This is a genomic window from Mesorhizobium sp. BR115XR7A, assembly GCF_020165315.1.
Classification (GTDB): Bacteria; Pseudomonadota; Alphaproteobacteria; order Rhizobiales; family Rhizobiaceae; genus Mesorhizobium; species Mesorhizobium australicum.
Map to the genome: position 1 here is coordinate 142444 of NZ_JAIUHW010000010.1, position 14686 is coordinate 157129.

General features: G+C 63.1%; 14 protein-coding genes. 4 read left to right on the forward strand and 10 right to left on the reverse strand.

Annotation, left to right across the window (positions count from 1 at the left end):
* Window positions 1-111: 111 nt before the first annotated feature.
* On the forward strand, window positions 112-555 hold the full coding sequence (locus LB557_RS21680; protein ID WP_224523253.1) for a hypothetical protein: 444 nt from the start codon (window positions 112-114) through the stop codon (window positions 553-555).
* Between the two features lie 473 nt (window positions 556-1028).
* On the opposite strand, the gene ilvC is transcribed toward LB557_RS21680, so the two are convergent.
* The 3 genes from ilvC to LB557_RS21695 form a co-directional block, all read right to left on the reverse strand.
* On the reverse strand, window positions 1029-2048 hold the full coding sequence (gene ilvC / locus LB557_RS21685; protein WP_140788742.1) for a ketol-acid reductoisomerase: 1020 nt from the start codon (window positions 2046-2048) through the stop codon (window positions 1029-1031).
* Window positions 2049-2074: 26 nt separating this feature from the next.
* Window positions 2075-2728, reverse strand: coding sequence for a TetR/AcrR family transcriptional regulator (locus tag LB557_RS21690; protein WP_224643553.1), 654 nt, complete (start codon window positions 2726-2728; stop codon window positions 2075-2077).
* Between the two features lie 148 nt (window positions 2729-2876).
* Window positions 2877-3335: a MarR family winged helix-turn-helix transcriptional regulator gene (locus tag LB557_RS21695; RefSeq protein WP_224643552.1), complete on the reverse strand. Its 459-nt coding sequence runs from the start codon at window positions 3333-3335 to the stop codon at window positions 2877-2879.
* A gap of 100 nt (window positions 3336-3435) precedes the next feature.
* On the opposite strand from LB557_RS21695, the gene LB557_RS21700 reads away from it, so the two are divergent.
* Window positions 3436-4173, forward strand: a complete 738-nt coding sequence (locus LB557_RS21700) for a glutathione S-transferase family protein (protein ID WP_224643551.1) — start codon at window positions 3436-3438, stop codon at window positions 4171-4173.
* On the opposite strand, the gene LB557_RS21705 is transcribed toward LB557_RS21700, so the two are convergent.
* On the reverse strand, window positions 4121-5386 hold the full coding sequence (locus LB557_RS21705; RefSeq protein ID WP_224643554.1) for an FAD-dependent oxidoreductase: 1266 nt from the start codon (window positions 5384-5386) through the stop codon (window positions 4121-4123). The genes LB557_RS21700 and LB557_RS21705 overlap by 53 nt on opposite strands.
* Window positions 5387-5438: 52 nt before the next feature.
* A complete protein-coding gene (locus LB557_RS21710) occupies window positions 5439-5849 on the reverse strand; it encodes a winged helix-turn-helix transcriptional regulator (RefSeq protein ID WP_015317307.1) in 411 nt (136 codons plus the stop codon).
* A 135-nt stretch (window positions 5850-5984) separates the two neighbouring features.
* On the opposite strand from LB557_RS21710, the gene LB557_RS21715 reads away from it, so the two are divergent.
* Complete coding sequence (locus LB557_RS21715) at window positions 5985-6875, forward strand: SDR family oxidoreductase (RefSeq protein ID WP_140615764.1); 891 nt, start codon at window positions 5985-5987, stop codon at window positions 6873-6875.
* Window positions 6876-6910: 35 nt separating this feature from the next.
* Here the strand turns inward: LB557_RS21715 and LB557_RS21720 are convergent, their stop codons facing one another.
* From LB557_RS21720 to LB557_RS21735, 4 genes are all read right to left on the reverse strand, one after another.
* Window positions 6911-7951 (reverse strand): SDR family oxidoreductase, encoded by a 1041-nt coding sequence (locus LB557_RS21720; RefSeq protein WP_140724100.1) that lies wholly within the window; start codon window positions 7949-7951, stop codon window positions 6911-6913.
* A 36-nt stretch (window positions 7952-7987) separates the two neighbouring features.
* A complete protein-coding gene (locus tag LB557_RS21725) occupies window positions 7988-9907 on the reverse strand; it encodes a potassium transporter Kup (protein ID WP_015317304.1) in 1920 nt (639 codons plus the stop codon).
* Between the two features lie 192 nt (window positions 9908-10099).
* Complete coding sequence (locus LB557_RS21730) at window positions 10100-12013, reverse strand: potassium transporter Kup (protein ID WP_224643550.1); 1914 nt, start codon at window positions 12011-12013, stop codon at window positions 10100-10102.
* Window positions 12014-12109: 96 nt separating this feature from the next.
* Window positions 12110-12850 (reverse strand): pyridoxine 5'-phosphate synthase, encoded by a 741-nt coding sequence (locus tag LB557_RS21735; protein ID WP_140724207.1) that lies wholly within the window; start codon window positions 12848-12850, stop codon window positions 12110-12112.
* A gap of 160 nt (window positions 12851-13010) precedes the next feature.
* Here LB557_RS21735 and LB557_RS21740 point away from each other — a divergent pair, with 160 nt between their 5' ends.
* Window positions 13011-13439, forward strand: coding sequence for an STAS/SEC14 domain-containing protein (locus tag LB557_RS21740; protein WP_015317301.1), 429 nt, complete (start codon window positions 13011-13013; stop codon window positions 13437-13439).
* A gap of 25 nt (window positions 13440-13464) precedes the next feature.
* On the opposite strand, the gene LB557_RS21745 is transcribed toward LB557_RS21740, so the two are convergent.
* Window positions 13465-14592 carry an ATP-dependent RecD-like DNA helicase gene (locus tag LB557_RS21745; RefSeq protein ID WP_140714693.1) on the reverse strand — a complete coding sequence of 376 codons (1128 nt, stop codon included), beginning with the start codon at window positions 14590-14592 and terminating at the stop codon, window positions 13465-13467.
* Window positions 14593-14686: the final 94 nt, after the last annotated feature.

Below are 14686 nucleotides of genomic sequence, written 5' to 3' on the forward strand. Positions count from 1 at the left end.
TCCACATCAACAGCTAGGGGATGCGGAAAAAATCGTTGAACTTTTCCCCAGGTTAGCGCACCCTCCGAGATGCGATTCGACACTGAGAGTATGCTGTGACATACTTTAGTCATGTCGAACGTTGCCCGTTTTCCGAACGCATCGTCGAAGTCAACTGCCTCGCAGGAAACTGTGCAGGCCGAGCAGACTCTTGCCCTTATCAAGACCTTGCTTGGATCGCTCCCAGCAGCGCAAAGAGATCTCGTGGCCCGTGAGCTTTTGAAGGTGGTTGGCACGCCAGATTCGCCGAAGGCCGGCGACGTCCTCTCCAGTGTCGTCTCATTGATGAAACACCGTGAAGAGTTCACAGTTGCGGAAGTGAGGCAGCACGTAGAAGACCGCGTCGGCGCCGCTCCCAAGGAAGTCTACAACGCACTTGGCTATCTAACGCGCAAGGGTCGGCTGAAGCGGATCGGCTATGGTCGATATGAAGTGGACGGGGTCGGTCTTTCGACCTCCGATGACCTCGGAGGCGAAATGGACCGACACGAAGATTTGTCAGACGATGAAAGATAATACGAAGGCGCCCGGCGTTGCGGGGCGCCTTCGAGATCGAGTGTGATGCGGTGAATGCCTAGCCAGCGGCCGCATCACAGAGCCAAAACCGGAAGGAGGCGGCAAGGACCGCGAAACCTATGGCTTTAGTTGTCCCAGTCTAGCCGGCGTTGGTTGACGGTGCGTTAGCGCCGTCAGCCAATTCGACTCCCTCATTTTACACGACTGAACTCAACTCACAACCGCGTCGACAACGCGTCGCGGAAAGGAAAATTATGTCCAAGAAAAGCCCGTGGCACTCCAAGGCGAATAGTGATCGCAACGTGTACCACGATGAAACGAAGTGCACGGAAGGCAACAATATCGAACTCAAGAACGTGGTTTCTGGAACCGGTGGACTCCCGAAATGCGATCATTGTCGCCGCATCAGCGGCTAGCCTACTGATTACGGGGGGCATTTTGCCCCCCGTACATCACGTCCGGTGAGACGGAGATTAGTTCTTGGCCTTGTCGACCAGCTTGTTCTTGGAAATCCACGGCATCATGGCGCGCAGCTTGGCGCCGACTTCCTCGATCTGGTGGCCGTCGTTGTTGCGGCGGATGCCCTTGAAGCGGGACATGCCGGCGCGGTATTCCTGCATCCATTCCGAGGTGAACTTTCCAGTCTGGATGTCCTTCAGCACGCGCTTCATCTCGGCCTTGGTCTCGGCGGTGATGATGCGCGGACCCGAGACATATTCGCCCCACTCGGCGGTGTTCGAGATCGAGTAGTTCATGTTGGCGATGCCGCCTTCATAGATCAGGTCGACGATCAGCTTGACCTCGTGAAGGCACTCGAAATAGGCCATTTCCGGCGCATAGCCGGCTTCCACCAGCGTCTCGAAGCCGGCGCGGATCAGTTCGACCAGGCCGCCGCACAGCACGACCTGCTCGCCGAACAGGTCGGTCTCGCATTCCTCGCGGAAATTGGTCTCGATGATGCCCGAACGGCCGCCGCCAACGCCGCAGGCGTAGGAAAGCGCGAGATCGAGCGCGTTGCCCGAGGCGTCCTGGTTGACGGCGACCAGGCACGGCACGCCGCCGCCCTTCTGGTATTCGCCGCGCACCGTGTGGCCCGGGCCCTTTGGCGCGATCATGACGACGTCGACGGTCGACTTCGGCTCGATGAGGCCGAAATGCACGTTGAGACCGTGCGCGAAGGCGATCGCGGCACCGTCGCGGATGTTCGGCGCGATTTCGTTCTTGTAGATGTCGGCCTGCAATTCGTCGGGCGTCGCCATCATCATCAGATCGGCCCATTTGGCGGCGTCGGCGACGCTCATCACCTTGAGCCCGTCGGCCTCGACCTTCTTGGCGGTCGCCGAGCCGGCCTTGAGACCGATGGCGATCTCCTTGGCGCCGGAATCCTTGAGGTTGAGCGCATGCGCCCTGCCCTGGCTGCCATAGCCGATGATGGCGACCTTCTTGCCCTTGATCAGGTTGAGATCGGCATCACGATCGTAATAGACACGCATTTTGTCTTCCTTCCCGTTTTTGAAGATCAGAGGCCTTGCGGCCCGGTTTTTGCTCCGAAAAGAGCGAGAAACTGCTGCGTCGCGCGGACGGCATCGCCGCCGATCGTCGCTTCAGTCAATTCCAGCCGGTCGCCGAGCAGCAGGCGGATCTGCACGTCCCGGCCAACCAGCCCGAAAAAGGTACGGAAGGCCATCTCGGCATCCCCGAATTCAAGGAGCTCGGCCTGCCGGCCGGCTTCCAGCACGGGCTTCAGCCGCTTGGCCAGCGCAAAGCGCCCATTCTCCAGCACGACGGCGCCGAGATTGTCCTTCCCCGAACCGGCATGGCCGACCGCCACCCTATTTAGGGCGATCGACGTATCGCTGGAGATCACCTTCAACCAGTCGGAGGCAAAGCGCTCCAGGCTCGCCGTGAGCGAGGCAAGGTCAAGCCCCTTGCCGTCGACCGAAGCCACCCGCACTTTCGAGGCCTGCCACTGCACGGTCGCCGTCAAGAGTCCGTCGCGATCGCCGAACCATTTGTAGAGTGTTTCCTTCGAGCAGCTCGCGCGACGCGCCACGGCGGTCATGGTCAGATGATCGCCCTCCTCAACCAGCAGCCGCAAAGCCGCGTCCAGGACGGCCTGCTGCCGCTCCGTCAGCGCCTCGCTGTTGTCGATGTCGGGCACGCTGTGCAACACGCTCTTCCCTCGGAAGGACAAGGCAGGGCGTGAATTCGACCTGCCGTACCGTACGTTACGGTTCGGCATATTGCGCAATCCGGTGAGCGGCGCAAGGGCAAAGAAGAAAAAATCCGCTGATGTCCGCGCAGCCGCGCAGTCCGCATGCTCAGTCCCCGGTAGGCAGATGACGCAGGCGGCCCAGCAGTGCCGAGACCGTGCTCAGCTCATCCGACGACAGCTTCGCGCCAACCAACTCCTCGATCGACCTGCCATAGATCGCCCACATGCGGCGGCGCGTCTCCCGTCCCTTGGGCGTGATGCGGATGTGATGGCCACGGCCGTCGTCGGCCACCGGCAGTTTCTCGACCAGCCCGTCGGCCTCGAGCCGAGCCAATAGACGCGAGATGTTGTACTGCGCGAACAGGGTGCGTTCGATCAGTTGAAACGGCCGCAACCCACCCTCGCCCGCCTCGGCAAGCTCGTGCAGCACATCGTACCAGGCGAGCGGCGGCAGGCCGCCCTCCTTCAGCGCGTCTTCGGCCCGTTCCAGCAGTTGGCGCGAAACCCGCATCAGGCGGGCCCAGGCCTTGATGGCTTCAGGCGAAGGCTTGGCTTTTTCGGTCATGGCCCACCCTAGGCGATAGATGCAGATGCATCAAGCTTGACGTTCAATGCACATGCATCTACATAAATGCAATTGCATCGATATCGAAAGGCACATTCCTATGAAACCCGCCGACACCCTTGTTCTCGTCAGCCATCCGCTCTGCCCCTATGTCCAGCGCGCCGCGATTTCGCTGGCCGAGAAAGGCGTGCCGTTCGAGCGGATCGACATCGACCTTGCCGACAAACCGGACTGGTTCAAGGCGATCTCGCCGCTCGGCAAGGTGCCATTGCTGCGCGTACGACAAAATGGCGACGAGACGATAATCTTCGAATCCGCGGTCATCCTCGAATTCCTCGAGGAAACGCAGGCCAATCCCCTCCATCCCGCCGACCCCTATGCACGCGCCCGGCACCGTGCCTGGATCGAGTATGGCTCAGCCATCCTCAACACCATCGGCCGGTTCTATTCAGCGCCGAGCGAGGCCGGCTTCCTCGCCGAAGCCAGCGCGCTATCGGCGATGTTCGACCGTGTTGAGGCTGAACTGCCGAGCGGCGCCGGGCGGAGCGGGCCATGGTTCGCTGGCAGCCGCTTTTCCCTCGTCGATGCCGTTTACGGTCCGGTCTTCCGCTACCTCGACGCCTTCGATCGGATCGGCGATTTCGGTATTCTTGACGGCAAGCCGCTTGTCCAGGCTTGGCGCAGTGCGTTGAGTGACCGTCCGTCGATCAGGCAGGCCGTGGCGCCGGACTATCCGCAGCGCCTGCATGCCTTCCTGCGGGCGAAGGGATCTTTTCTATCGAGCCTCATTCGGCAAGGCGATCCGGCCATCGCGCTTCGGCAAGCCCAGCCCGCCTGAACGGATCGATCACCGTGCCGGCGACCATCGTGGCCAGCAACCGCGGCGCCGGCGGGATCTTGGCGATCGTCGCCACCAGCCTGTCGCGGATGAAGGGCAGTGCCACCGAATCCGACTGGTAGAAGGGCGTGAACGCCAGCGACAGTGCCTGAAAGACCCTGACATGCCGGCGCCGCGCTCGCGCATAAGCGTCCAGCGCTGTCTCCACGCCGTCCGCTCGCGCCAGCGCATAGCTAAGTGCCGCGGCGTCGAGCAGCGCCATGTTGGCGCCCTGGCCAAGCTGCGGGCTGGTCGAATGGGCGGCGTCGCCGATCACCGCCAACCGCCGGCCAACCGGAAACTTCATTGTGTGATGGCCGTAGCGGGCCAGCGAAAGCTGGTCGAAACTGTCGATCTGGCTGGTGAACGCCTCGGCCTGCGGCCACAGCCGCACCACCCGCTCCTTCCAGGCATCGATGCCGAAGCTGCGGACTATATCGGCATCCGCCGGTTTCAGGCTCCAGAAGAAGGCCGCCATCCTTTCGGCGCCCGGCTCGGGCCGCCCGATCGGCAGCACGCCGATCATCACGCTGGCCTTGTGGTAGCGCTGCAGAAGCGCGTGCTCGTCAAAGCCCTCGCCGCGCCAGCCGAGCGATGCCCAGAACGCGCCATAGGTGAGTGGCCGTGGCGCTTCGGCACTGCCGGCGCACCGCCGCAACTTCGAGCGCGCGCCGCTGGCGTCGACAATCAGATCGAACGGCCCTTCCCTTCGGCCGTTGCCTCGGATCAGCGTGACCCGCTCGCCGGTCTCCAGGGCCTCGATTTCGACGCCGGTCTCGATGGGGATCGCCTCGCGCCGGGCAGCGCGAAAGAGTACGCCGAACAGGGCGGCCCTGTGTACCGCCAGGCCGAAACGGTTGCCGCGCTGGGCATCGTAGCGGACATCGAGCACGGTGCGGCCGCTCGACGCATCGACGCCATGCAGCCGGTCGATCCTGCTGCCCAGCGCCATGATGTCGTCGAGCAGGCCGAGATCGGCGAGCACCGTCAGCCCAGTCGGCTGCAGGATCAGCCCGGAGCCGACCGGCCTCGGTTCCTCGAAGCGCTCGAAGATGGTTACGCGGTGGCCGGCGCGCTTGAGATAGAGCGCCGCGGCGAGCCCGGCCGGACCAGCGCCGGCGATTGCGATACCGTAGGAAATGCCGCTGCCCCCAAGCCGATTGGCCGGGACAATCCTTCAGCCGCCGGACGAAATCAAGTCGCGACGCCGAGCGCTAGCCTGCTGGTCAAGCTTGCGTCGAATCGAAGGCAGTGCGCGCGCCACGCACTGCGTCATGGTTGTTTTCGGCCCACTGCAGCAGATACTGCAAAGCGTCGAACATCGATCGCCCAAGGTCGGTCAGGCTGTATTCGACACTGGGCGGCTTGGTCGGAAACACCTCGCGGCGCACATAGCCGTCGCGCTGCAGATCGTAGAGCGTCTGGGTCAACATGCGCTGCGAGATATCGGGAACCAGCCGCCGCAGCTCGCCGAAGCGATAAGGCTGCTCGGCCAGCGCCGCCGTCAGCAGCGAACTCCATTTGCCATTGAGGCCCTGGATGACGTCGCGGACCGGGCAATCGGCAATGTTTCCGCCGTCGGTCATCGCTTTGTAGACTTCGAGTTTGGATTTCAGATTGACGGTCCGGCTGTCCATGGCTGGTTCCCTGCGTGTGCCTACCTCCCCAAAAACTGCCTTCTTTACGGCACCGGGTCAATTCCTATTTTAGTGCTGGTCTCTTTTTGAGACCACCACCCGAACCGCCCTTCCGGCGCAATGTCAGGATCCCCCATGACCGCAATTCTTCTCGTCACCGGCGCGTCCGGCCAGCTCGGCCGCAGCGTCATCAACCATCTGCTGGACACGTTCGAGGTGCCGGCGGCCCGGATCATCGCCACGACCCGCACGCCCGCCAATCTTGCCGACCTGTCGGCGCGCGGCGTCACCGTTCGCGGGGCCGATTTCGACGATCGGGCCTCGCTTGCCCAAGCCTTCGCGGGCGCCGACCGGGCGCTCATCATTTCGACCAACGAGCTGGCGATCCGGGGAAAGCGGCGCGAGCAGCAGCTTGCCGCCGTCGCGGCGGCCAGGCAGGCTGGCGTTGGCCACCTGCTTTACACCTCGTTGCCCAACACCGAACCCGGTTCCGCCGTGCTCTTTGCCCCCGATCATTACGACACCGAGCAGGCGATCAAGGCCAGCGGCATTCCCTACACGATCTTCCGCAACGGCTGGTACGACGAGAACCTGTTCATGGCGATGCCGCAAATCCTCGCATCGGGCCAATGGTATACGTCGGCGGCCGACGGCGCGATTTCCTATGGCGCGCGTGACGACCTCGCCGCGGCCATAGCTGCGGGGCTGGCTTCGGATAACACCGAAAGCACGACTTACACGCTGACTGGCCCCGAGGCCTACACATCAGCCGAAGTCGCCGTGCTCGTCACCGAAGTCACAGGCAAGCCGATCCAGGTCGTCCAGCTCTCCGATGAAGCGCTGACCGAAGGCATGAAGGCAGCCGGGCTGCCCGAGCCGATCGCCAGGCTCCTGGTGTCCTTCGACGCCGCCACGCGCGCCGGCGACCTTGGCATGGTAACGGATTCGGTCGAGACACTTTCCGGTCGGAAATCGGTACCGCTGAAGCAGTTCCTCGAGGCCAACAAGGCCGCACTGGCGGGTTGATGTCAGCGCGGCGGGAAGTTCTTTCTCCCGCCGCGCTATTTCGGGGTCTTGACCAGCCCGAGCCGGACCAGGCTTTCGGCGGTGGCGGCCAGCGCGTCCTCGCGCGAGCGCGGCGCCCAGCCGAGCATGCGCACCGCCTTGGCGTTGGTGGCGTTCTTGACCTTGCCGAGTTCCGTCACGAGTTGCGCGGCTTCCGCGTTGAACAGCCCCACCACCCGCACCAACCAATCGGGAAGCTCCCGGGTCGTGACCCGCGAGGCGGCCGCGCCGAGCCGCGTTTTCACCGTCTGGGCGATCTCCCGCACGGTCATGAAATCGCCAGCAACGGCCAGGAAGCGCTCGCCACTGGCGGCGGGATTGGTCATTGCGCGCACATGCAGGTCCGCCACGTCGCGCGCGTCGACCACGCCGAACGACAGGCGCGGCAACCCAGGCATCGCACCGTTCATCATGCGCTGAACAAATTCGGTGGAGGTCGAATGGTCGGACCCGAGCACCGGTCCGAAAATGCCGACCGGATTGACGACGGCCAACTCCAGCTTGCCACCCTCGGCGGCGATGAAATCCCAAGCCGCGCGCTCAGCGAGCGTCTTCGATTTCACATAGGCGCTGACCTTGGCCGTCGGATCGGTCCAACTCTCCTCGGTGAAAGGCCGGCCGCCGGGCGGCATCTTGCCATAGCCGATGGCGGCGAAGGACGAGGTCAGCACGACGCGTTTGACGCCAGCGTCTCGCGCCGCCCTGAGCACGCGCAACGCGCCTTCGCGAGCCGGGATGATTAGGTCGTCCTCATGCTTCGGCGCGCCGGGCGGAAATGGTGACGCGACATGCAGGACATAGTCGCAGCCGGCGACAGCGTCGGGCCAGCCGGCATCGCTCATGAGGTCGGCGATGGCAAAGGAAAGCCTGTCGCCCGGCTCGCCGCCGCCGGCCTCGAGCATGGCGATAACGTCGGCTTCACGCCTGGCGGAGCGCACCGTCGTGCGCACGCGATAGCCCGCCTTCAACAGGGCAAGAATACAGTGCGCGCCGAGGAAACCCGATCCGCCGGTGACAAGCACCAATTCGCCGCCCATGGCCACCTCTCCGTCAGGCCGAGGCGATCGACCTCGTCAGATCGCCACCTGCGTGCCGATTTCTACCACACGCCCGGTCGGGATCTGGAAATATTCGGTCGCGTCGGCCGCCGTGCGCGCCAGTCCGATGAACAGCCTGTCCTGCCACACCGGCATGCCTGAATTGGGCGAGGCTTTCAGCGACCGCCGCGACAGGAAGAACGACGTCGTCATGATGTCGAATTTCCAGCCCTGCTTGCGGCAGATCGCCAGCGCGCGCGGGATGTTGGGCTGTTCCATGTAGCCGAAGGTCAGCGTCACCCGCATGAACAACTCGTTGACCGTCTCCATCTTGACGCGTTCGCTGTCGGGCACGACCGGCTGCGGCGCGGTCACCACCGAAAGGATGACGTTCTGCTCGTGCAGCACCTTGTAGTGCTTGAGGCTGTGCATCAGGGCGGTCGGCGCGCTCAAGGGATCGCTGGTCAGGAACACCGCGGTGCCGGACACCAGCTGCGGCTTCTTCTTCAGCAGATTGCCGGCGAGGAAATCGAGCGGGATTTCGTTGCGGCGGGTCTTGTCGAAGAGATAGCGGCTGCCACGCACCCAGGTCCACATGCCCAGCACGATGGTGAAGGCCACCACCAGCGACGCCCAGCCGCCTTCGAACACCTTGACGATGTTGGAGGCGAAGAAGCCGATATCGATGAAAGCGAACAGCACGGTCAGCGGGACCGCCACCGACAGCTTCCACTTCCAGATACGGGTCATGACCACATAAAGCAGCACCGTCGTCACCAGCATGTTGCCGGTCACCGAGATGCCGTAGGCGGAGGCCAGCTTGCTGGACTCGCCGAAGCCGACCACCAGCATCATCACCACCAGCGCCAGCAGCAGGTTGACGCGCGGCATGTAGATCTGGCCGGACTGCTTTTCCGACGTGTGCAGGATTTGGAGCCTGGGCAGCATGTTGAGCTGCACCGCCTGGCGGGTCAGCGAAAAAGCCCCTGAAATGACCGCCTGGCTGGCGATGACGGTCGCCGCCGTCGCCAGCACCACCATCGGGATCAGTGCCCAACCCTCGTTCATTTCGAAGAACGGATGGCCGACCACGCCGTTCTTCGCCAGCACGAAGGCGCCCTGCCCGGCATAATTCAACAGCAGGCAGGGGAACACGATCGAGAGCCAGGCGAGCACGATGGGTTTGCGGCCGAAATGGCCGAGATCGGCGTAAAGCGCTTCCGCGCCGGTGACGGCAAGGAAGATGGCGCCGATGGTGACGAAAGCCACATCGGGCGAATGGATCAGGAAAGCGACGATATAGTGCGGGCTGACCGCCCACAGGATCTCCGGATCGGCGATGATGTGCTTGAGACCGGAAAGGCCGATGGCCAGGAACCAGATCGCGGTGACCGGGCCGAAGACCAGACCGACGCCACCGGTGCCGAAACGCTGAACCGCGAACACCATGGCGAGGATGACCAGCGTCAGTGGCACGACGTAAGGTTGGAAGGTGGGGGTGACGACATTCATGCCCTCGACCGCCGACAGCACCGAAATCGCCGGCGTGATGACGGCGTCGCCGAAAAACAGCGAGGCGCCGACGATGCCGATGCCGAGCATCAGCGCCGAACGCTTTGGAAAACTGCCGCGCGCCAGCGCCATCAGCGACAGCACGCCGCCCTCGCCGCGATTGTCGGCACGCAGCACGAACATGATGTATTTGATGGTGACGATGATCGTCAGCGACCAGATGATCAGCGACAAAACGCCAAGAATGTCGCCACGGTCGGCAACTTGCCCGCCCGACGACGCGACCAGCGCCTCGCGAAACGCATAGATCGGGCTGGTGCCGATATCGCCATAGACCACGCCGAGCGCGCCCAGCATCAACACCTTGGTGCTGTGCTGTTCGATTTCGGGATGGCTCGATTGGTCGACGGGTTCTGCCTCATTACCAGCACTGGCAAGGGCCATGTACGACACTCCGATAAACGCGCGGTGCTCTACGCTTGCTGCACTGCAATATCAAGTGCCGTAACGGTATGGCACTCATGTTGGCAGCGCGCGGCTTCTTGTGGGCGACTTCGAGCGAACGCCGGTCAATGCGGCATTCGCGGGCTCATGTCCGGACCCATGGCAAAACCTGCGGGCCGGCGAGCACGTCGGTTAAATGGCGACCTGCGTGCCGATTTCAACGACGCGGCCGGTCGGGATCTGGAAATACTCCGTCGCGTCGGCCGCCGAGCGCGCCAGTCCGATGAACAGCCGGTCCTGCCACACCGGCATGCCTGAATTGGGCGAGGCTTTCAGCGACCGCCGCGACAGGAAGAACGACGTCGTCATGATGTCGAATTTCCAGCCCTGCTTGCGGCAGATCGCCAGCGCGCGCGGGATGTTGGGCTGTTCCATGTAGCCGAAGGTCAGCGTCACCCGCATGAACAACTCGTTGACCGTCTCCATCTTGACGCGTTCGCTGTCGGGCACGACGGGCTGCGGCGCGGTCACCACCGAAAGGATGACGTTCTGCTCGTGCAGCACCTTGTAGTGCTTGAGGCTGTGCATCAGGGCGGTCGGCGCGCTCAAGGGATCGCTGGTCAGGAACACCGCGGTGCCGGACACCAGCTGCGGCTTCTTCTTCAGCAGATTGCCGGCGAGGAAATCGAGCGGGATTTCGTTGCGGCGGGTCTTGTCGAAGAGATAGCGGGTGCCGCGTATCCACGTCCACATGATCAGTCCCATCAGGCAGGCAACGGTGATCGAGACCCAGCCGCCTTCCACGATCTTCACGACATTGGCCAGGAAGAAGCCGCTGTCGATGACGCCGAACAGCAAGGTCAGCGCCAGGGCGAGCGCCAGCTTCCATTTCCACATCTTGCGCATCACCACGAACAGCAGGATCGTCGTCATCAGCATTTCGCCGGTCACCGAGATGCCGTAGGCGGACGCCAGCGAACTCGAACTGCCGAAACCGACCACCAGCAGCATCACACCCATTGCTATGAGCAGGTTGACGCGCGGCATGTAGATCTGCCCGGACTGCATTTCCGAGGTATGCTGCACCTCGATGCGCGGCAGAAGATTGAGCTGCACCGCCTGGCGGGTCAGCGAAAAAGCCCCTGAAATGACCGCCTGGCTGGCAATGACCGTCGCGGCCGTTGCAAGTCCCACCATCGGCATCAGTGCCCAGTCAGGCAGCATCTGGAAGAACGGATTGGTCGGTTTTCCGTCATTGGCGAGCACAAAGGCGCCCTGCCCGAAATAGTTGAGCAGCAGGCAGGGGAAAACCACGGAAAACCATGCCAGCACGATCGGCTTGCGTCCGAAATGGCCGAGATCGACATAAAGCGCCTCGGCCCCGGTTACCGCCAGGAACACGGCGCCGACGGTGACAAAGGCGGCGGCCGGTGTGCTGGCCAGATAAATGACCGCGTAATAGGGATTGATGGCAAGCAGGATCGATGGATCGTCCATCAAGTGATAGATGCCGGCAACGCCGATGGCCAGGAACCACAGCGCCGTCACCGGCCCGAACACCGCCGCCACCTTTCCCGTGCCGAAGCGTTGCACGGAGAACAGGATGGCAAGGATGACCAGCGTGATCGGCACGACATAGGCGTCGAGCGTTGGGGTCACCACGGTGAGGCCTTCGACCGCCGACAGCACCGAGATGGCCGGGGTTATGATCGAATCGCCGAAAAACAGCGCCGCGCCGCAAAGACCGATCACCAGAATCAGTCGAGCGCCTTTGGGATAGGCGCTGCGTGCCAACGACATCAGCGACAGCGTGCCGCCTTCGCCCTTGTTGTCGGCACGAAGCACGAAGGCAACATATTTGACGGTCACGATGATCGTCAGCGCCCAGACGATCAGCGACAGCACGCCAAGCACGTGAACGCGCGTATCGATGCCGGGCGAAGCGTGAAGCGCCTCGCGAAAGGCGTAGATCGGACTTGTGCCTATGTCGCCATAGACAACGCCGAGTGCGCCCAGCATGAGAACCTTGGTGCTGTGCTGCTCGACCCCGGCATGGCTCGATTGCTCGACGGTTTCAGCTTCGCTCCCGCTATTGGCAAGGGCCATCGACCACTCTCCGATAAGCGCGCGGTGCTTTATGCATGCTGCGATACGATATCAAATGCACGCGATGGCTGCCATACCAATACGAAGCACTACCCCCTACCAGCCGCAGGCCCTGAGGAAGCGGCCCACCGTTCCGGCCATGCCATACTCCAACGCGTCGGCTGTCAACCCATGTCCGATCGACACTTCGGCCAGTGCCGGAATGCGCCTGGCCAGCGCGGGCAGATTGGCCACCGTCAGATCGTGCCCGGCATTGACCTGGAGACCGGCGGCAAATGCCGCGTCAGCGGTTTTGCCCAATCTTTCCAGTTCTTTGGCCGCCTTACCCGAATCGGAATGGTAGCTGCCATAAGGACCGGTATAGAGTTCGATACGATCGGCGCCCGTGTCGCGCGCGGCCGCCATGCCGGCGGGATCGGCATCGGAAAACAGCGAGACCCTGAAACCACCCTTCTTCAGGCGTCTGACGATCGGCGTCAGCAACGCCGCATCGGTGACGAAGTTCCAGCCATGGTCGGAGGTTGCCTGGGAGGGATCGTCGGGCACAAGCGTCACCTGTTCGGGCTGATGCTTCTCCACCAGCGCCAGGAAATCCTCGCTTGGGTAGCCCTCGATGTTGAATTCCGCCTGCGGGAACTCGTCGTCGATCAGCGCCCTGATCTCGGGCAGGTCGGAATGCCTTGTGTGACGTTCGTCGGGCCGCGGATGCACCGTCAGCCCATGCGCTCCGGCGGCAAGGGCGAGGCGTCCGACAGCGATCACATTGGGCCACGGCAGGTCGCGCCGGTTGCGTAGCATGGCGATGGCGTTGAGGTTGACGGAAAGCTTGGCTGGCATGGTTTGGCGTCCGTGAAACAGGCGATCGAGGCGCGCCACGCTCATTCGTTCCGGCACGGCGCATTTGAGACGGCGCATCTATAGCGTCTTTGACGGGAACAGATAGGGCCTTTCCGGTGTTCCAGAAGACCAACATACTCCACGAAAGGGAGGCACCACCTTGAATTTCCTCCAATCCGTGCCGGCGATCCGACGCATCGAGACCAGCCGCGACGACCTCTTTGCCATCGATGTGGTCGGCCATGTCTCGGCCGCCGATGCCGAAAACCTGTTCGGCCTGCTGGAGGCGGCCTATTTGCTCCATCAGAAAATCGACGTGGCCGTGCGCATAGTCGATCACGAGGGCGTCGACTGGGCCGACATCTCGGACGAGACCATCAAGAAGGGTGCCGTCCATGCATTGGAACATATTGGCCGTTGCGCGGCGATCGGCGCCCCTGACTGGACGCCGAACGCACGACACGCCTTGCCGGCTTCCTCGCCCGTCGAATTCAGGCATTTCAAGATCGAGGACGAAGCCGCTGCCTGGGAATGGCTCGGCGCGCGGCCGACGAGTGAGGAGGCGACCGCCGCTCCAGAAAGAGGATGAAACGGTTCTCCCGGCTACCCCCTTTCTACCTGACGATGGTCAGGCGTTCGGCGGCCCGGGTGATGGCTGTGTAAAGCCAGCGCTGGCGCGTTTCCTTGAAGGCCCAGCTCTCGTCGAACAGCACGATCTCGTTCCACTGCGAGCCCTGCGCCTTGTGCACCGTCAGCGCATAGCCATAGTCGAAATCGTCGAAGCGCTTCTTCTGCTGCCAAGGGATTTCGGCGTCCGGATCCTCGAACGCCGCCTTCAGCAACTTGATTTTCGCGACGCCGCGATCCGGATCGTCCTCCTCGGGTGAAACCAGAAGATTGATCCCGGGCTTGACCGTCTCGCGCGACGAGGTCATCACCTTCCACAGCGAGCCGTTGAGCAAGCCCTTGGCGGGATCGTTGCGCAGGCACACCAGCTTGTCGCCGGCTTGCGGATAATCGGCATTGAAGCCCTTGAGCTCGCGCAGGCGCTGGTTGTAGCGCCGCCGCGTGCGGTTGGTGCCGACCAGCACCTGGTCCGCTCTCAGCACCAGTTCCTGGTTGACGTCTTCCTTGCCGATCACCTTCGCAGTGCCGTAGTCGCCGCGCATGAATTCGCGGCCCTCGCGCACATCGAGCGCCAGCCGCAGGATCGGATTGTCGCGCGCCTGCCGGTGGATCTCGGTCAGCAGGAAGTCTGGCTCATGGTCGGTGAAGAAGCCGCCACCCGAGATCGGCGGCAACTGGCCGGGGTCGCCCAGCACCAGGATCGGCGTGCCGAAACTCATCAGGTCACGGCCAAGCTGCTCGTCGACCATCGAGCACTCGTCGATGACGACCAGTTTGGCGCGCGAGATCGGGCTCTGCCGGTTGAGTGAGAAGGTTGGCGACATCGAGGTCTTGCCGGTGACCTCGTCGGCCACCGATTCCTCGCCCTTGGGCCGGTAGATCAGCGAATGGATGGTGCGGGCGTTGACCGCGCCCTTGGAGCGCAGCACCTGGGCGGCCTTGCCGGTGAAGGCTGCGAACTGCACCTGGCCGTCGACATGTTCGGCGAAATAGCGCGCCAGCGTCGTCTTGCCGGTGCCGGCATAGCCAAACAGCCGGAACAGCTGCGGCGTGCCGGTCTTCAGCCAGCGGGCGACCGCTTGCAGCGCCTCATCTTGTTGGGGTGAAAATTCCATCTGATCGTGTGACCGGATTCGCGAGGCAAACACAAGATCGCCGCCACCACCATCGACACGCCGGTGGCGAACTTCCCTGCGGTTCAGGCTATCA